Raw genomic sequence first — 17,559 nt, 5'->3', positions numbered from 1 at the left:
CGAAAGGGGTAGTAGTCATGTTACCCACCACAACGCATGCGGCCGAAGTTATGGTGACCGCCCGGCATATCGCGAGCTGGCCTCAGGAAAGGGCAGCTTTGATTCCCGCCGACTGCTGGCGTTCCGTGCAGTGCGTGGTATTTCGTCTGCCGGCGGTGAAGCGGGCGGTGCCAATCTGCCGGAACCTGGTCCGCGCTTGGCTCGACGGGCAAAGCATCCATGACGACGACACACGCTATCCGGCGCTGCTCGTCCTGTCGGAGCTCTTCTCCAATGCCATTCAGTATTCCGCCAGCAGACACATCACCTGCCGGATATGGAGGTCGGAAAGCCTGCTGCACATCGAGGTGCACGACCGTGGTGGGACCCCGTCGGTCCCCCGGATGCGACGCCCGGGCCAGGCTCAGGAGCACGGCCGCGGCCTGGAACTGGTCGCCGAGTCCTCCTCGCGCTGGGGCCGCAGAACCGAGGCCGACAACGGCTGCACCGTATGGGCCGCGATACCCCTGACCACCGGTGTGCCAAGCGGCCTGGCGCCGTAACGCACACGCCCCGAATCCGGCCGGACGGCCGCCCGGGGCTCCACCGGGCGACGTCCCCACCTCACCCACCCCCACCCCAAGCGGCCGGCCGGACCGCCACCGGCGACCGGACACCACCGCCGCCGCGCCGCCCCCTCCGGGGTGGCTCCCTACCGCCGACGGCCAGGCAGGCACCGGCTCCGCACCACCTCCCCGCGTGACGGAACCGGCCGGCCGGCCGTCGGCACCGCATGACGGGCACCCCGCGAGTCCTGCCTGCCCCCACCCTCCTCCGCCTCCACTGGACGCCTCCGCCTCCACTGGACGCCTCCGCCTTCACTGGACGTCTCCACCCCACCGGGCGTCTCCACCCACGGGAGGCCTCCACCCCACCGGACGCACGTCACCGCGGCACCCGCACGCCGCTCTCCTGGACCAGGGCGTCCAATTCACGCACCGGCTGCGCGTCACCGTACGGCCGCAGCTCGTCCCTGAAGTTCTGCAGGTACCGCTCACCGAGCGCCGACTTCAGCCGGCTGAGCAACGCCACCGCCTCCACGGCGGCCCGGCATGCCTCCTCGACGTCACCGGCCTGTACTAAGGCCGAAGCGAGCAGCAGCAGATCGATGGCCCGGCGGCGCACCCGGGTCCGTGGGTGGCGGGCCAGCGCTTCCTCGGCCCGGCGGGCGGCCACACGCGGCTGCTTCAGATCCCGGTAGCAGTGGGCCAGTTCATCCGCCAGATAGGCCCGGTCGAAGTGCGCGATCCATTCGGGACTGTCCCCCGGAACGACATGCCCCATGGCGTCCGTGGCCTTGTCCGCCAGTATTTTGCACATCCGCGCGTCCCCGAGCATGGCGTAGCCGCGGGCCTCGGTCGCGTAGAACATGGCCTGGGCGGCCAGCGGGGCGCGCCCCCGGGTGCCCTCCTGCGCGGCCCGGGCGAGCTGCACCGCCTCCCTGGCGCAGCCGGCGCCGACGGCGAGATGACTCAGACCGGCCGCCAGCACATAACCGCCGTAGCAACGGTCATCCGCGGCCTGCGCGAGCCGCAGCGCCTGGATGTAGTAGCGCTGTGCCAGGCCCGGTTGCCCGGTGTCCAGCGCCGTGTACCCGGCGAACTCCGTCAGCCGGGCGGCCGCGGCGAACAGCTGCCGCCCCGTGGTCTCGCCGTAACTCCCCTCCATCAGCCCGGACAGCACACTGCTGAGGCACGAGACCACCACCGGCCGCACATACCCGCTGCCGACCCGGTGGTCGAGTTCGGCCAGCGCCTGGGTGGTCGCCCGCACCAGCTCCACATCGGTCATCCCCACCCGCGGCCCCAGCCGCCAACTGCGCGCCACCTGCGGGTCAGGCGAGCTGATCAGCCAGTCCCTGCTGGGTTCCACCAACGCCGAGGCGGTCATGGCGGACCGGGACAAGAGCCCCCGGGATTCGGCGTCCATGTGCCATAGTTCACGGACCTGTTCCAGCGCGTCCTCCACGGTCGCCGCGAAGTGCAGTCCGACCCCACACGTCACGCTGTTGCCGTTGGCCATACCGATCTCTTCGGTCGAGACCGTACGGCCCAGCCGGCCGCTCAGCGCCTCGGCGATGATGGCGGGAACCCGGCCGCGGGGCCGCTGACCGCCCAGCCACCGGCTCACGGAAGTCTTGTCGTACCGCAGATCCAGGCCCTGTGCCTCCCCCAGGACGTTCACCTGGCGGGCCAGAGCGGAGTTCGACAGCGAGGCTTCCTGGATGAGGGACCGCAGTCGCTGGTTGGTCTGACGCGCGACGAGAGGTCGGGCGGCCATGGTTCGCCTCCAAGCACATGCCGCCAACGCTTCACGTTGGCATATCCAGAGAGAACGGGATGGAACAGTCATTACCCAACAAGCGGGACTGAATCGCGATGACCAAAGTCAAGTAGCCACCTGGGCGTTGCGCCCAGTAGCGCAGGCGCTCCCGGGGGCTCCGGTCACCCCGCACTCACGCCGGACTGTCCCCTGCGCCCCCGTCGACCCCTCCAGCGCCCACCACTCCGCCCGGCGCACAACCCCTTACGCCGGGCGCCGGCCGGGCGGGCCGCTGCGAGCGGATCAGGCGATGCCACGTGAAAAGGATTCCCACACACAGCTTTCGGCCACTTGACAACAGTTGTGGACGACTTCGGTCTTGCCTCCGGAGCCTCGGCGACCGGCTCGGGCGCCACTTCCGGCCGGACGGGTGCACAGCGACTGCCTCGGCTGTGAACTGCGACGGAGGGCGTTTCACCGCCTTCCGCGCGGACCTCCGGAGCTGCTCCGGCGATCAAGAGCAAAGCGGTTTTGGCGATCCACAACAGAGATCGAATTCCCTTGTGCCGTGTGAATGATCTATGTATGGTCCGTCCCCGAACGGGGGAGGTTCGGTGATCAACAGGATTCACCAGCGCGTGGCTGCGCGCGAAAAAAGCGTCGACCGGTATGAGGCGCAGACGCCGTCCGGCGAGGGATCGGCAAGCCCGACCGGTCCTCTTGCGGTCGTGTTCGACTCGGGCGCGGCTTCTGCTCAGGAGATCGGTGCCGCGGTCCAAAAGATCGGCCCGGCGGTTCTGGTGGCGGCGCCCTCTGCGGCCGCGACGGCCGCTCGCCCTCTGCTGGCCCGGGCGGGTCACCTGGTGACGCTCGATAATGGTTTTGACCACGCCGTGCGCGAGATGAAAGCCCATAACATCGCCGGCATCGTCACATTCAGCGAGGATGCGTTACCGCTGACCGGCGCTTTGGCCGCTGCACTCGAAGTGCCCTTCCACGATGCTCCGACCCTCACCAAGCTGACCGAGAAGTATCCGCAGCGTATGGCGCTTGCCGATGCAGGTGTGTCGCCGGTGCGCTGTCGGCGCATTGGCGACGCTTCCGAGTGGGTCGAAGCGGTGACCGCTGTTGGCCTGCCGGCGGTCGTCAAGCCGATGCGTGGCGCGGCGAGCCGGAATACGTTCCACATCACGGACGAGGCACAGGGCGCGGCACTGGTGGCGCAGCTACTGGACGGTGCCGAGGACTCTTTGGTGGTGGAGGAGTACCTGGTCGGCCAACCGAACGGAAGAATCGGTGACTACGTTTCCGTCGAATGCCTCGTCATCGACGGAGTCGTGGACGTCCTCATGATCTCGGGGAAATTTCCCCAACTGCCGCCGTTTCGCGAGACGGGGCAGTTCTGGCCGGCTCATCTGTCCGATGTGCAGGCCGACCAGGTCCGTTCCCTTGCCGTTACCGCGGTCGGCGCCGTCGGGATCCGGTCGGGATTCGCCCATGTCGAGGTCAAACTCACCCGGAGCGGCCCGCGCATCATCGAGGTCAACGGCCGACTCGGCGGCTTGCAGGCGGAACTGGCGCAACGTGCCGCCGGGCTCGACCTCGTGGAGCTGGGAGGGCGCGTCGCTGTCGGCCGGCCCGTCACGGTCAAAGAACTAGAGCTGGACCGGGTGTATTTCCAGTATTACTGCCCCGCTCCGACCTGTCCCAGCCGGCTCGTGCGGGTACGAGGACTCCGCGAGGTTGCCAAGGTTCCCGATATCACGGCGTACCGCGCGTTCGTCGGAGTGGGAACAGAGCTTGCCGGCGGCGTCGCGACCTTGAATCTCGGCGGTGTCTTCGGCGAGGCCGCCACTTTCGAGGCCATGATGACTGCCGTGGATCGAGCACTGGACCTGCTCGTCTTCGAATTCGAGACGGCCCACGGCGTGGTAGGAATCCCCGCCCGCGATCTCGGACATGCGCACGAACTGTTGAGCGGCCACCGGGACAGCGGGGAAGAGAACCGTGACTGAGCTGAGCGCGGATCGGGGTATTCGAGCTGCGGCGATTCCCCGTCTGTGGATCTTTTGGGCAGCTTTTGCCGCATCATCCATCGGTACCGGGCTCGCGTTGCCCTTGCTCGGTTACTACCTGCACACGGTGCTGGGACACAGTTCGGCGGTCACCGGTGCTTTGCTGAGCCTGCTGGCACTGGCGAATCTCGTCAGCGCTCTTTCCGTCGCCCGTGTCATCGACCGCTTCGGCAGTCGCATCGTTGTGGTCGCGGGAACCATGCTCCAACTGGGCGGCTATGTGCTGCTCGCCGGTCGCACGGCGTTCGTCGCGCTTCCGCTCGTGATAATCGGAGCCGGCAATGGCGTGTTCAACGCCGCGTTACCGGGCCTGATGCGAGGGTTCGGCTCAGCCGCTGAGCGGCCTCGCTTGTTCAGCGTCAATTACATGATCATCAATCTTGGCCTCGGGGTGGGGGCGCTGCTCGGCGCATGGGTCACGCGTACCCATCAGGTGAGTGGTTACCAGTTGGCTTTCACGCTCAACGGGCTGTCGTACGCAGTGCTCGGCCTGACGGTGCTGCTGGCCACCCGGGCCGAGGCAGCGGGGGCTTCGGACAGTGCGTCGTCCAGAGGAATTGTCGGCGCACTGGGCGACCGACGGCTGCGTCTGCTGCTCGCCGCGGCGAGCATCGCCATGATTGCAGGCTTCGCTCAGCTGGAGACGGCCGCGCCGCTCCTGCTGCTCAACACACTTCACGCGGCCTCGTGGACGGTTGGTGCTTTCGTCGCCGTCAACACCGCCGTGATCGTCGGCGCGCAGCTGGCGATCACGCGGGTGGCCCGACGCATCACCGTGCAGAAGCTGCCGATGGTGATGTGTGCGCTCTGGGCGGTCGCCGCGCTGCTCGCCGCCGTGTGTGGTCTCGCCGGTTACGGGGTGGCGGGAATGTTCCTTTTCGCTGCTCTCTTCGGACTGGGGGAATGCTTGTTCAGCCCGGCTTTTCCGGTTCTGTTGCTCGATATCTCACCGCTCTCCGGACGCGGTGCCTACAGTTCCGCATTCAGCGCCGCCTTCACGGGCAGCAGCACCGTCGGTAGTGCCGCAGCCGCGTTCGCGGCCGGATACCTGTCGTTCACCGGGTACTGGGTGGCGATGCTCGTGGTGATCCTGGTGTTGGCACTGGTCTGCGCCCGGCTGCGTGCAGCCACCGACGCCACGGCCGGGGAGGTGACGGCATGACCTCGGCGCTGCCACAGCTCGGCCGGTCGGCCACCTTGAGCGAGTTCCGCCTGGTCTGGGCGGACGACCTGATCCCACCCGCGACCCACCCGAGACGCCGTGCGGCCGTGCTGGAGCATGCGCGCGATCAGTTTTCCCGTCTGGGGCTGCCGCCCAGCGCCTCGGTGACGCTGTACCGGCACGCCTTCTTCCGATTACCGCACCCCACACCGCCGGCCGACGATGCCGCCTGCGTCGAGGTCTTCGGCAACGGAATGCTGCTGGCTCGCGTGGTCTGCGCGGAAGGAACCGGCTGCCCGGTCCGCATCGATGTCACCGACTGGACCGACGACGACGGCCGGGACACCCGGGCGCGATTCCTGCTCGGCACCAAGGCACAGACCCTCGGCCGGCTCGTCGACAAACTGACCGGCGGACACACCTTGCCGCAGCTTACCGTCACCGATGTCCGCTGGCGGTGGGCGAAAACCGAGGTGCTTGAGGAGATCGCCACGCAGTTCGCCGGCGTTCCGCTCATTGTGGTGCGTAGCTCGGCCGCTTCCGAGGACACCTGGCTGGAGTCCAAAGCCGGCGCGTACGAGTCGGTCATCGGCATCGACCCCCGCGACCGGGAGGCCGTCGAAGCCGCCTGTACTCAGGTCTGGTCCTCCTACCTCCAGACCCGGCCGGGCGACGAGATCCTGATCCAGCCGGCCCTCACCTCGGTGCAGGCTGCAGGCGTCATCACCACGCGGGAGCCCCTGACGAAGGCCCCTTACTACGTCATCGAATGTGATGATTCATCCGGCCGGACCGACACGGTGACCCAGGGCAGCGGCAACAGCCGGACCTTCTATGTCGCCCGGGACGCCCCTGCCGTGACCGGCATGCCGGCTTGGGTGACCGCGGCCACCTCCCTCGCCCGGGAGCTCGAAGAGCTCATCGGCTGTGACGAGCTGGACATCGAGTTCGCGTTGACCGCCGAGTACGACGGCATCGTTCTGCTGCAGGTACGTCGGCTCGGCGGCAGGTCACCTCAGGAGACGATGCCGGACACCTCCTACGCCATCGGTGTGCACACCGCGAAACGCAGCATGGCCGGCGTCCGCGCGGCCCCGACGCTCGGTGCCGGAGTGCAACTCAGCGGAATGTCGGACTGGAATCCGGCGGAGATGATCGGGTTTCGCCCCAAACCGCTGGCCCGGTCGCTGTACGAGTACCTCATCACCGACGAGGTGTGGGCGCAAAGTCGTCATCGACTCGGGTACCGGGATCTGCGGGGCGTTCCCTTGATGGTGGATGTCGCCGGGTACGCATTCGTCGATGTGCGGGCCTGCCTGAGCTCCTTCATACCGGCGACCGTCGACGACGGTCTCGCCCAGCGCCTCGTCCGGCACTACACGGACACCCTCCGGCGCGCACCGCACCTGCACGACAAGATCGAATTCGACATCGCGGCTACCTGTCTCGACTTCCGGTGGCCCGAGAACGCCACCGGGCTCGGCGCCGCCGGGTTCACCGCCGATCAGGTGGAAGCGCTCCGCCGTGGTCTGCTGTCGGTGACCACCCGGGCCCTCGGCGTTCCGCAACAGGCAGAGACCTACTTCGAGCGCTCGGCCAGGATCGACTCCGACGCAGCGGATCTGGCCACCGCCGAACGCAAGCTGGCCTTCATCCGATGCGACGGGACCCCGACGTTCGCGGACGCCGCCCGCGCCGGCTTCGTCGCGATGTCGTTCGTACGCACCCTCGTCGACGTCGGACTGAGCACGTCCGATCACCTCGATGCGTTCATGACCAGCTTGCACACCGTGTCCAACGAGCTGGTCAGCGAGGGGCAGCAGGTGGCGGCAGGGCAGCTGCCGTGGTCAACGTTCCTGTCGCGCTACCGGCACCTCCGGCCCGGCACCTACGACATCGAGTCGCCCACCTACGGCAGCGATCCCGACAGCTTCCTGGCGCACTTCGCCCAACCCCGTCCACGCGCCGCGGTCACCCGTATCCTGCCCTGGCCGACCGCGAGCACCAGCCAGGTCTCCGATGCGCTGCGAAGCCTCGGAGTCGACTTGCCGGCGGCCGATCTCGCACGCTTCATCAGCGACGCCATCGAATTGCGCGAGCGGGTGAAGTTCGACTTCACCAGGCATCTCTCCGATGCCCTGGAGACGATCGCCCGCCACTATCAGGCGCGCGGCATCTCCCGCGCGGAACTGGCGTACCTGCGCATCGGCGATCTGTGGATGCCGCCCGGTGACTGGGCCGGCGACGTCGGGCAGCTCCGGGCAGTGGCCGCCAGCCGACGCCGAGCCTTCGAGCACAGCGCGCATGTCCGGTTGCCCGAATACTGCGACGGCCCCGATCGCCTGCGCTGGTTCGAGGTCGCTGCGGCAGCACCGAACTTCATCGGGCACGGACGCGTACGGGCCCTGATCACCGTCATCGACGGAAGGGTCACCGACCCCAGCGGATCGGTGGTCGTCATCGAGGCGGCCGACCCCGGCCACGACTGGATCTTCGGCTATCCGATCGCCGGGCTCGTCACGCGTTACGGCGGCGCCAACTCCCACATGGCCATCCGTGCCGCGGAGCTGTCCGTTCCGGCTGCGATCGGTGTCGGCGAGAAGCTGTTTCACCGCATCGTGCGGGAGAAGGCGATCGATCTGGACTGCGGCGCACGCCGGGTCATGCCGCTATGACCGACCCGACGCCACTCCCGGTCTTCATCACCCAACGCCTGGTCCACGCAGGCCCGGACGCGGCCGGACACGACGGACTCGACCGTCGATGGCATGACCGGGCGCAGCGGTGGGGAGTCCGCCTGGTCCCCCTGCCCAATGACCCCGACGCGGCCGAGTTCGCCCTGTGCCACGGCACGTCCTCGGCCGGGATCATCCTGTCGGGTGGCGGCGACCTCTCCGGCGTCCCCGGTGGCCAAACGCCGGACGCCGTCCGCGAGCAGGTGGAGCGGACCGGCCTCGACTGGGCACGATCACTCGGCCGGGCCGTCCTCGGGGTGTGCCGCGGAGCACAGCTGCTCTGGCGGGACGCCGGCGGAACCCTCACCGCGGTAACCGGCCATACATCCGGGACGCATGCACTCGTTCCCACCGCCGACGGGACCGACGCCGGCGTAGGCCCCGGAGTGGTGAACTCCTTTCACGCCTACCGGTGCACCGGTGAGCCGGAGGGCCTGGTGACCCTCGCAGGTGCCGGCGACGGCACGGTCGAGGCGTTCAGCTCCCGGGCCGCACGTGAAGTGGGGATTCTGTGGCATCCGGAGCGGCCCGGCAACACCGTGTCACTCGACCTTCTCTTGAAGCGCCTATTCGCGAGGAAAACTTGATGGATGCACTGGTTCTGGCCGCCGGCGAGGGTACCCGCCTCGGACGCTACACCGCCGATCGCCCCAAGTGCCTGGTGGAGCTGGCCGGCACCAGCCTCCTGGAGCGCTCCCTTCGGATGCTTGCCGCGTTTCCGGGAGTGTCGGCGACGGTCGTGGGCGGCACCCGGGCCGCCCAGCTCCGCCCGCCGGCCCACAGCGTGATAGTCAACGAACGGGCGACCACGACGAATATCGTGGGCAGCTTGGCCGTCGGCCTCGACGCTCTCGGCTGGCCGCACGACGTCCTGGTCGTCTATGGAGACATCGTCTTCGAGCAGAAGGTGATAGAGGCCGCCCTCGCACCGAGCGAAGCGGCCTGCGTACTGCCGGTCAACACCCGCTGGCGGGAGCTCTGGCAGCAACGGATGCCGGACCCGCTCGCCGACGCGGAAACCCTGTTGCTGTCCGCCGACGGCAGTCGCCTCACCCGCATCGGCGGTCGTCCGGGCGGTTATGGCGACGTGCAGGCGCAATTCATGGGCGTGCTCCGGCTGCGGGCCGAAGGCATCGACTGGCTACGCGCGCTGCCGGCCGCCACGCGGGACCAGATGGACATGACGACGCTCGTCGACCAGATGATCAGTGCCGGGCCGGCGGTCGCTGCGATTCCGGTGGCCGGTGGCTGGCTCGAGATCGACACGGAGACCGATCTGGAGCTGTATCGATCCCTCCACGCCGAGGGGAAACTCGACCGGCTGTGCCGCATCGCCGAAAGCGGGTCCGGCCAGTGACACCTTCAGTGATCCTGCAGGCGTATCCGGACCATGTGAAGGCGGAGGCAGGCGTATCGAGTCTGGCGGCACTCACCAGGTTCGTCGGACGGTTCGGCGGCGCCATCGACGCGGTGCATCTGCTGCCGCCGTACCTGGCAACCGGCGATTTCGGGTTCGCCGTCCAGGACTACACCACGGTCGAGGGCGCCTTCGGCACCTGGGATGACATCGAAGCGCTGTCGACGTCGACGACGCTGATTCTCGACTTCGTCGTCAACCACGTGAGCGCGAGCCACCCGTGGTTCACCCGGTTCCTCGCCAACGACGATGAGGTCACCGACTTCTTCATCCGGGTCGACGCCAGCTGGGACCTCAGCAAACTCGCCCGCCCGCGGGCCGGGCTTCCCGTGTCGCAATTCAGCGACCACACCGGTCGGCCGGTGGACGTGTGGACGTCCTACAGCCGCGGCCAGATCGATGTGAACTATCGCAGTCCGCGTCTGCTGACGGCGATGGCCGACGAGCTCACCCGGCTGGTCGAACGGACCGGAGCGGCGGTGCGGCTCGACTCACTCGCGTTCGCCTGGAAGGAACCGGGCAGTCTCAGCATCCACGCCGACGGGACGTTCGACGTCGCCCGGCAGTTGGTCGCTGCCGCCCGCCGCCGGGCCCCCGGGAACTATGTCATCGCCGAAGTCGATGACGACCTGGCGCCGCACCTTGACTACCGACGGCGCACGGGAGCCGACGCCGCCTACCGCTACGCCCTTCCCCCACTCATCGCGCACACGCTGCTGGCGGGTGACAGCGCCGCACTGCGGACATGGCTGGCCGCCCTGCCTGCCGGGCGTCAGCCGAGTGGAATCAACATCACCGCCACCCATGACGGCCTCTACCTGCGTCCCCACGACCCCCCGCTGCCGGCCGCGGCTGTCGATGCCCTCGCCGCCCGGGCACAGCGCTGTGGCGGGGGCGTTCAGGTCCGTAACGGTGCCGTATACGAGCTGAACACCACGTTCGGCAGCCTGCTCGCCGACTCAGGGGCCACGCTCGACCGGCACATCGCCGCACAAGCCATCGCGCTCACGCTGCCCGGTGTCACGCAGATCTACCTGCCTTCGCTGTTCGCCCTGCCGTACGACCCGGAGTTGGCACGCGAGCACGGCGAGCCGCGGGCCGGAGGGCGCGCGAAACATCTTGACGTCGCGGCGCTCCTGGCCGAGCCGCGGTCCCCGGCCGCGCGGTGCTTTCGGCGCATGGCCGAGTTGCTGGATGTCCGCGCCCGGCATCCTCGGGCCTTCCGGCCGGAGGCCGCCTTCGCTCTGCTGGACACCCCGCCCGGGATCCTCGGATTCACCCGCGGCAGCGGCCTGGACACGATCACGGTCCTGGTCAACGTGACGGACGAGGTACAGCCGGTTCCGCACGACCTCCACGGTCTGAGCGACCTGCTGAGCCGAGCCGAGCCGGACACGCCGCACACCATCCGCGCCTACGGCCTGCGGTGGCTGACCACGGATCATGGAGAGCGCCGATGAGCGAAGCAACCGCGCCCCTGCTGGATCCCCTCACGGATCTGTCCCGGCAAGCTGCCGCGTACGACTGGGCGGCCAACGAGGCGCTGATATTGGACCAGCGCTATCGTGAACGGCAACTGCCTCTGCTCAACAGCCGCGCCAGAGCCCCTCTCGGACCCGACGCCGGCGTGGCCGAGTACTGGCCACCGATCCGCTCGGTCGTGGTTCCGGTCGACAGCCGGCGGCTGGCCGCCGATACCGGTATCACCGCCTTTCTCGACGATCTCCGCCGTAGCGAGGTCGCGTCGAGCGTCTGGTGGCCCGGAGTCGCCATGCGAGCCGACCGCATGCACGCCACCCTCGTCGGAGGACTCCAAGAAGGCGCAGAACTCCCCGCTCGACTGGACCGACGCATCGAAGTGTTGGTCCGCGGGCCGTGGATCGGACGCTTCAACACCGGAAGGATCTACCTTCCGGTACAGGCGGCAGACCGGGCATCCGCGACCGCGCTCGCGCAACTGCGCACCCGGACCGGCGCGGAGCACCGTCCCCTCCTGGCCGGCTATCTGCAGCTCTCCGGTGATGTCACCGGCGCCGCGTACCACCGGCTCCGCGCCATCGTGGCCACCCATCAAAACCGCATCGCGGTGCGCTTGCCGCTGTCCGAGCTCTGGCTGATGGACACCATGGATGACCTGGTGTTGCGCTCCCACCTTGCGGCCCGGATCCCGTTGCGGAACAGCTCACCCCACCTCGCCGAGGAGATCCAGCCATGACCACCGTGAACACCACCACGCCGGACCTCATGACCGAGGTCATCGACATCTGGGCACAGCTTCTCGGATTTGACGACATCACCGGCGACGACGACTTCTACGAGCTCGGCGGGTTCTCGATCCTGGCGGTCCAGGTCGTCACCCGTATCCGTGAAACCCTCGGCCTCGACGTCGACGTCAGACTGGTCCTCGACCACCCTGTGCTCAGCGACTTCGTGTCCCGCCTGCAGGCGTTGCAGCCGGACGACGACACCGCCTTACCGGCGGAGGCGGTGACCGGCCGCCATCCGGTCACGCTGCAGCAGCGGTCGATGCTCGCCCTGCTCGACGGGCCGGGACACTACCTGCACTATGACCTCGGCTGGGTCTTCACGCTGGACGGAGCCGTGGACGCAGACCGGCTGCACAGGGCACTGACCGTCGCGGCCGAGCTGCAGCCCGCGTTGCGTACCCGCCTGATCCGCGCGGGAGACGGCTACGCCCAGCTCGTTGCGCCGGCCGGCACCGCATCCTTTCGACGGGCGGAGTGGACCGCATCGGGTATCGGTGGGGTTCTCGACCAGGACCTGTTCGGATGCGAGCTGAAGACCGACGAGGCCGGGCGGTGCCGGCTGCACCTGCGCGCGAGCCACGCCCTGTTCGACGGATGGTCGCTCGACGTCCTTCTGCGCACCATCGAGGCGGCATACGAAGGCCGGGAACCGGCGGCCGCCTTGGAACTCCGGTACAGCGACTACGCGCGATGGCAGGCCGACCTCGATGCGCGCGGCACCCGGCACGACGCCCTCGGCTGGTGGCGCGACCGGCTCGCCGGCTACCAGGGCCCCAAGCCGTGGCTCGCCGGCTTGCGTTCGGCGTCCGGTGCCCCCGGACTGGCGGAGTCCGTTCGGGCCGGCATCGGGACGCCGGTCATGGAGGGCGTGCGCCGCGTTGCCCGCACCGCGGCAGCGTCCCCCTTTCACGTGCTGCTGGCCGCCTACCTGATCGCGGCACGCGCGGCACGCACCGACGACGACCTGATCGTCGGCTCCTCCACCGCGAGTCGCTACCTGCCGGAACTCGCGAACACCATCGGCTACATCGCCAACGGACGGCTGACACGTGCCGAGAAGATCACCGGGACCGCCGCCGATCTGGTCGAGCACTGCCGTGCCTGGTGGTTCGAATCGAATGCGCGAGCCGAGGTACACATGGAAGAGCTGGTCGACCTCTCCGGAAATCCTGACTACTTCGACATGAAGTTTTCCCTGCAGGACGCTCCGGGCATGGCTGCCCCGTCGCTTCGGCTGGGGGACACGGTCGGTGCGTTGTCGGCGACGATTCCGCCACGAACGTCGCGCCGTGCTTTCGACATGTCAGCGACGCTGCAGCCCGACGGCAGTCTGGCGCTCTGGGCCCTCTACCGGTCCGATACGTTGACGCCGTCGGCGGCGCAGGCATTGTGCCGCGCCTATGCCGACACGGTGGAAGCCATGGTGCACGACCCCACCGCACCAGTTGAACCTCTGCTCGACTCGGCAACCCGGGCCCTGGCGGCGGCAGCATGACCGCCACATTGTCCGAGATCTTTGCCACGACCGTGGCGCGCTTCCCGGAACGAGTTGCGCTGAGCGCCGGTGACCTGACCTATACCTACCGCGAGCTCGACATGCGGGCGGCCGCCACCGCCAACGCACTGGCCGGTGAAGGCGTGCGGCCGGGTGACCTTGTGGGCGTCCTCGCCGACCGCGGGCCCTCGGCCGCGATCGGCCTGCTGGCGATCTTGCGGCTCGGCGCGGCGTACGTACCGCTCGACCCCAGCCATCCGGCCGAGCGGGTGCGCTTCATCCTGGACGATTCCCGGGTGCGGGTGGTCGTGGGCCCGACTGCCGGTGCAAAGGCCCTCGGACTCGGCATCAGGCTCGTCGATCCGGCCCTTCTTGCGCCGACTTCGGGGCGCGTGGCCGCCGCTTCGACCGACGACTCGGCGCTCGCCTACGTCATCTACACCTCCGGGTCGACCGGAACGCCGAAAGGCTGCCTGATCACGCACCGTCATGTGTGCCGATTCCTCGACGCTTTCCTGCAATTGGTCGAGGTGAACGAGCACGACGTCTGGAGCGTCAGTCATTCGCTCAGTTTCGACGTTTCGGTTTCCGAGCTGTGGGGTGCTTGGGCGACCGGAGCCTGCGCGGTTCTCGTCGACAGCGAGACCGCCATGTCACCGGAAGCATTCCTGGAATTGCTGTCCAGCCGGCAGGTCACGGTGTACAGCCAGGTGCCGTCGGTCTTCCGCTTCCTGGCGCTAGCCTGTCACCGGGCGCCGCGTCCTTTGCGTCTCCGGTACCTGCTCCTGGCCGGCGAATCCGTCGACCTGCCCACCGTCTCCTCGTTCCTCGCCGATGTCGATCAGCAGCAGGGGCAGCTCCTGACGGCGATCAACCTGTACGGGCCGACGGAGACGACCATCTACGCGACCGCGAAGATCCTTGACTCAAAGACACTGCAGGGCCAGGTCAGATCGCCGATCGGGCACGCCTTGCCGCACCTCACGGTGGAGGTCTGCGACCCGGTGGGCAGGCCCGTCGAAGAAGGTGTCACGGGTGAAATCTGCGTCAGTGGCGAGAGCATCGCACTCGGGTACCTGAACCGGGACACCCTGACCGCCGACCGATTCAGGACGAAGCCGACCGCAAAGGGAGTGGTGCGGGAATATCGAACGGGAGACCTGGGGCGAAAGTCGGCCGACGGGATCGAGTATCTTGGCCGCAACGATGACCAGGTCAAGGTGCGCGGTTTCCGTATCGAACTCGCCGAAATCGAATTCTGGCTCCGGGCTGTCTCCGGAATTTCCGACGGAGCGGTTATCGCACGCCCGACACGGGCAGGCGCGCATGTCCTGGTCGCCGCGGTCGTCTCCCAGGCCGCTGCGGGAGTGGACGCGGAAACGATACGGCGAGAGCTGTCGCGCTCTCTTCCCGCATATATGGTGCCGGATATCGTGCGGTCGCTTCCTTCCCTTCCGCTGACGCCAAGCGGAAAGCTTGACCGGCGGGCACTGGCCGAATTGCTGTTCCCCCGCCGGCCGGCGGCGGCGCCACCCCCAGCCGAGCCGAAGGACATCACCTGCTGAACCCTGGCCCCGGGCCATATGACCTCGGGGTGTGCGGGAGGGTGTCGGCGAGTCGGCGGTGCAGGCGGGTGCCGCGGGCGGCGGCCAACCGCACCGCGACGGTGCCCACGCCGCCGCCGGCGCCGTGGACGAGCAGGGTCTGTCCCGGCGCGCCGCCCCTAGTACGTCGCCATCAGCTCGGTCGGCTCGGCGCCCCCGGCCCGTAGGCGCGGCTGCGGGTCATCGGCGTCGTCACGAGGCGGTTCGTCAGGTGCTTGCCGCCCAGGACGATCGGATCGAAAGCAGTGGTGATGGTCTTCTTCCTCGGGAGTTGTGAGGTGCCGCGGCACGGACGCCCGGGAGCCGGGGAGGACCGGTGGATGCGGGGCAGGAGGCCACTGTCGGTACCGGTCACGGCCGGCCGGTGAGTCACGCGACCTTCCGCCTGGCGCGCCTGCACCGCATGTTCGCCGGACAGCTCTCGCGCCGGATCGGCCTGCACCCGGGTCAGGAGCTGGTCGTGAGGGATGGCCCGATCCGCAGGAACCACAAGGACGCCCCCGAGGTCGCCGAGGGGGCGCGGTGGCCGCCCGTAAAATGCAACCCGACCACGTCAACGAGTTCCAGACCGGTGGTCCGGAGGCGTGGCGTGCGGAGGTTCGACCGGACGACGAACTTCGCGATCGGCACGCAGCGGATCCGCCCGCAGATCGGCAAGCTTCCGGACGGCAATCCGATCGATACCGATGTCGGGTGGTGGCCGGATGACTGACGCGAATCCGGGACCGTCCCGTCTGAGCGCGACGGTGGACGCCCTGCGGTCGGCGCTGGCGGAAAGCCCGGACCTGCTCCGGTTCACGCTCGGTGGGACGATCGACGAGGAGACGGCAGCCACCTCGGAGGCCGACGGGGCGCCGCGGGAGTTTCTGGACTTCTGCCGTGTGCTGGACGGTGCAAGCTGCGGGCCGTCCGTGCAGCTCTTCGGCCTGGAGGAGGCCGAGGAGCACCAGTTCTACTGCGGGCCGGTGGCCGACTCCCCGCTGGGGCTGTGCCCGGAGAAGCTGTTCTGCGTCGGGATGATCAACGAGGCGCCGGTATTCCTCGACCGCGCAGACGGCGCCGTCCTCGGCATCCCGGACGACGACGGCGAGTGGGTCGACGCGGAGCGCTTCGAGCGGCTCGCGCCCGGGCTGGAGGCGTTCTTTCTGGAGCAGCTGGCCACCATGGAGTACGCACGGCTTGCGTCGATCGACGACGAGTTGGCGGAGTACGACGACTGGCTGAGGCTGCTGCGACGGGCCGGCCTCGTCGGCTGACGCGCCGGTGTGCTCGGCAAGGACCAGCAAAAGGACCCTCCCGAAGGGGAGGGTCTGGCGGAGCGCCCCCGGCAGGACTCGAACCTGCGGCCAAGTGCTTAGAAGGCGCCTGGTGGGGACGCTTTCAATAGGGCTACCGCGATCCTGGCGGGCAGCAAGACGGTCGAGGTGCGCCGACAGCGCGTCGCCGCGCCACCCGGCACCACCGTGGTCCTCTACGCCCCCGCTCCTACTCAAACCGGCATCAGCCGACGCGAGTTCGACGAGTACACGAGTGGCGCCGCCCAGGCCGCTGACTCATCGGGCCCGCGGTGTGCAGCCGGCAGCGGGAGTAGCGGGATCGCCGCCTTCGGGGCGCAGCGGGACGGCGAGTCTTCGCCGACGGCCCTCAGGGAGCGGGCGTACTGCCGATATCTGCTGTTGTCGGTGTAGTTTTTCCTCAACTGCGGCAACAGACGAAAGTTTTCCCCGTGGCCGGGCGCCGCGTGCCGGGATGTCTGCGCTGCCCGTGGGTCGGCCTGCGGAAAAGGGGCTTCATGCCCCGCCCCCGCGAGCTCGCCCGGCACGCCGCTCCTGGCGTGCTGCGCCGTGCTGCCCCCGACGGTCGTGCGGTGCGGTCGGGGCAGGCGCCGAGGGCGGCGTCCGGCCCGTGCCTGCGGAGCCCGGTCGGGCGAGGGGTCGACGCATTTTCCGGCCGAATGCGGGCGAGCGCTGATGCCGAATATCTCACGCCGCGACTACAGAAATGGCCACTGGTGCGGTAGGGGTTTTTTACGCTCCCGTAAGCGTCGGGATCATGTGCCGGGCATGGTCGCCAGTACCGTGCTACCGTCGATCTCAGTTGCAGTTGTGGTTCCCAAGACTTCAAGCGTGCTCGCCGTCGTACACGGCGGAGCGCTTTCGTATTTCCGGTGTTTGTTTCCGGACGGGCAATCAACGCAGCGATACGGAGCTCGCAGGGTGTGGGCTCCGGGCACTGCCCCGAAGGAGATATGACATGGCTACTGGCACCGTGAAGTGGTTCAACGCGGAAAAGGGTTTCGGCTTCATCGAGCAGGAGGGTGGCGGCGCTGACGTCTTCGCCCACTACTCGAACATCGCCGCCCAGGGCTTCCGCGAGCTGCAGGAAGGCCAGAAGGTGAACTTCGACGTCACGCAGGGCCAGAAGGGCCCGCAGGCCGAGAACATCGTTCCCGCCTGACGCGTTACACCGTAGCTGGGGCCCGCACCTTGGGTGCGGCCCCAGC

At 68.5% G+C, this 17,559-nt stretch carries 14 protein-coding genes; 13 read left to right on the top strand and 1 reads right to left on the bottom strand.

What is annotated here, in order from left to right; all coding sequences use genetic code 11:
- Positions 1-17: 17 nt before the first annotated feature.
- The gene (locus tag CFW40_RS11600) at positions 18-542 is read left to right on the top strand and encodes an ATP-binding protein (protein WP_256331507.1); all 525 of its coding nucleotides are present in this window, start codon (positions 18-20) and stop codon (positions 540-542) included.
- A 382-nt stretch (positions 543-924) separates the two neighbouring features.
- Here the strand turns inward: CFW40_RS11600 and CFW40_RS11595 are convergent, their stop codons facing one another.
- Positions 925-2,319, bottom strand: a complete 1,395-nt coding sequence (locus CFW40_RS11595) for a transcriptional regulator (RefSeq protein WP_088797710.1) — start codon at positions 2,317-2,319, stop codon at positions 925-927.
- 596 nt (positions 2,320-2,915) lie between these two features.
- On the opposite strand from CFW40_RS11595, the gene CFW40_RS11590 reads away from it, so the two are divergent.
- From CFW40_RS11590 to CFW40_RS11530, 12 genes are all read left to right on the top strand, one after another.
- Positions 2,916-4,316: an acetyl-CoA carboxylase biotin carboxylase subunit family protein gene (locus CFW40_RS11590; protein ID WP_176956521.1), complete on the top strand. Its 1,401-nt coding sequence runs from the start codon at positions 2,916-2,918 to the stop codon at positions 4,314-4,316.
- Positions 4,309-5,538, top strand: coding sequence for an MFS transporter (locus CFW40_RS11585; protein WP_088797708.1), 1,230 nt, complete (start codon positions 4,309-4,311; stop codon positions 5,536-5,538). Before CFW40_RS11590 ends, CFW40_RS11585 begins: the two co-directional genes overlap by 8 nt.
- The gene (locus CFW40_RS11580) at positions 5,535-8,213 is read left to right on the top strand and encodes a PEP-utilizing enzyme (protein ID WP_088797707.1); all 2,679 of its coding nucleotides are present in this window, start codon (positions 5,535-5,537) and stop codon (positions 8,211-8,213) included. Before CFW40_RS11585 ends, CFW40_RS11580 begins: the two co-directional genes overlap by 4 nt.
- Positions 8,210-8,860 carry a gamma-glutamyl-gamma-aminobutyrate hydrolase family protein gene (locus CFW40_RS11575; RefSeq protein ID WP_088797706.1) on the top strand — a complete coding sequence of 217 codons (651 nt, stop codon included), beginning with the start codon at positions 8,210-8,212 and terminating at the stop codon, positions 8,858-8,860. Before CFW40_RS11580 ends, CFW40_RS11575 begins: the two co-directional genes overlap by 4 nt.
- A complete protein-coding gene (locus CFW40_RS11570; RefSeq protein WP_088797705.1) occupies positions 8,860-9,630 on the top strand; it encodes an NTP transferase domain-containing protein in 771 nt (256 codons plus the stop codon). The genes CFW40_RS11575 and CFW40_RS11570 overlap by 1 nt, the downstream gene beginning before the upstream one ends.
- The gene (locus CFW40_RS11565) at positions 9,627-11,150 is read left to right on the top strand and encodes an alpha-amylase family glycosyl hydrolase (RefSeq protein ID WP_176956522.1); all 1,524 of its coding nucleotides are present in this window, start codon (positions 9,627-9,629) and stop codon (positions 11,148-11,150) included. Before CFW40_RS11570 ends, CFW40_RS11565 begins: the two co-directional genes overlap by 4 nt.
- Positions 11,147-11,905: a hypothetical protein gene (locus tag CFW40_RS11560; protein ID WP_088797704.1), complete on the top strand. Its 759-nt coding sequence runs from the start codon at positions 11,147-11,149 to the stop codon at positions 11,903-11,905. The genes CFW40_RS11565 and CFW40_RS11560 overlap by 4 nt, the downstream gene beginning before the upstream one ends.
- Entirely contained in the window at positions 11,902-13,452 is a 1,551-nt protein-coding gene (locus CFW40_RS11555; protein WP_088797703.1) for a condensation domain-containing protein, read from the top strand. Before CFW40_RS11560 ends, CFW40_RS11555 begins: the two co-directional genes overlap by 4 nt.
- On the top strand, positions 13,449-15,017 hold the full coding sequence (locus tag CFW40_RS11550) for an amino acid adenylation domain-containing protein (RefSeq protein ID WP_088797702.1): 1,569 nt from the start codon (positions 13,449-13,451) through the stop codon (positions 15,015-15,017). The genes CFW40_RS11555 and CFW40_RS11550 overlap by 4 nt, the downstream gene beginning before the upstream one ends.
- 355 nt (positions 15,018-15,372) lie before the next feature.
- Positions 15,373-15,768 carry a hypothetical protein gene (locus CFW40_RS38905; protein WP_371127136.1) on the top strand — a complete coding sequence of 132 codons (396 nt, stop codon included), beginning with the start codon at positions 15,373-15,375 and terminating at the stop codon, positions 15,766-15,768.
- Positions 15,761-16,312, top strand: a complete 552-nt coding sequence (locus CFW40_RS11540) for a hypothetical protein (RefSeq protein ID WP_256331508.1) — start codon at positions 15,761-15,763, stop codon at positions 16,310-16,312. The genes CFW40_RS38905 and CFW40_RS11540 overlap by 8 nt, the downstream gene beginning before the upstream one ends.
- Before the next feature lie 997 nt (positions 16,313-17,309).
- Positions 17,310-17,513: a cold-shock protein gene (locus CFW40_RS11530; RefSeq protein ID WP_006604711.1), complete on the top strand. Its 204-nt coding sequence runs from the start codon at positions 17,310-17,312 to the stop codon at positions 17,511-17,513.
- Positions 17,514-17,559: the final 46 nt, after the last annotated feature.

Source organism: Streptomyces sp. 2114.4, from assembly GCF_900187385.1.
GTDB classification, from domain to species: Bacteria; Actinomycetota; Actinomycetes; order Streptomycetales; family Streptomycetaceae; genus Streptomyces; species Streptomyces mooreae.
The sequence above is the reverse complement of the archived record's forward strand: the minus strand, read 5'-3'. Positions and strand labels throughout refer to the sequence as shown.

Coding starts and splice junctions, on each gene's coding strand:
- CFW40_RS11600 (WP_256331507.1), top strand. CDS start 18: ATGTTACCCACCACAACGCATGCGGCCGAAGTTATGGTGACCGCCCGG.
- CFW40_RS11595 (WP_088797710.1), bottom strand. CDS start 2,319: ATGGCCGCCCGACCTCTCGTCGCGCGTCAGACCAACCAGCGACTGCGG.
- CFW40_RS11580 (WP_088797707.1), top strand. CDS start 5,535: ATGACCTCGGCGCTGCCACAGCTCGGCCGGTCGGCCACCTTGAGCGAG.
- CFW40_RS11575 (WP_088797706.1), top strand. CDS start 8,210: ATGACCGACCCGACGCCACTCCCGGTCTTCATCACCCAACGCCTGGTC.
- CFW40_RS11570 (WP_088797705.1), top strand. CDS start 8,860: ATGGATGCACTGGTTCTGGCCGCCGGCGAGGGTACCCGCCTCGGACGC.
- CFW40_RS11560 (WP_088797704.1), top strand. CDS start 11,147: ATGAGCGAAGCAACCGCGCCCCTGCTGGATCCCCTCACGGATCTGTCC.
- CFW40_RS11555 (WP_088797703.1), top strand. CDS start 11,902: ATGACCACCGTGAACACCACCACGCCGGACCTCATGACCGAGGTCATC.
- CFW40_RS11550 (WP_088797702.1), top strand. CDS start 13,449: ATGACCGCCACATTGTCCGAGATCTTTGCCACGACCGTGGCGCGCTTC.
- CFW40_RS11540 (WP_256331508.1), top strand. CDS start 15,761: ATGACTGACGCGAATCCGGGACCGTCCCGTCTGAGCGCGACGGTGGAC.
- CFW40_RS11530 (WP_006604711.1), top strand. CDS start 17,310: ATGGCTACTGGCACCGTGAAGTGGTTCAACGCGGAAAAGGGTTTCGGC.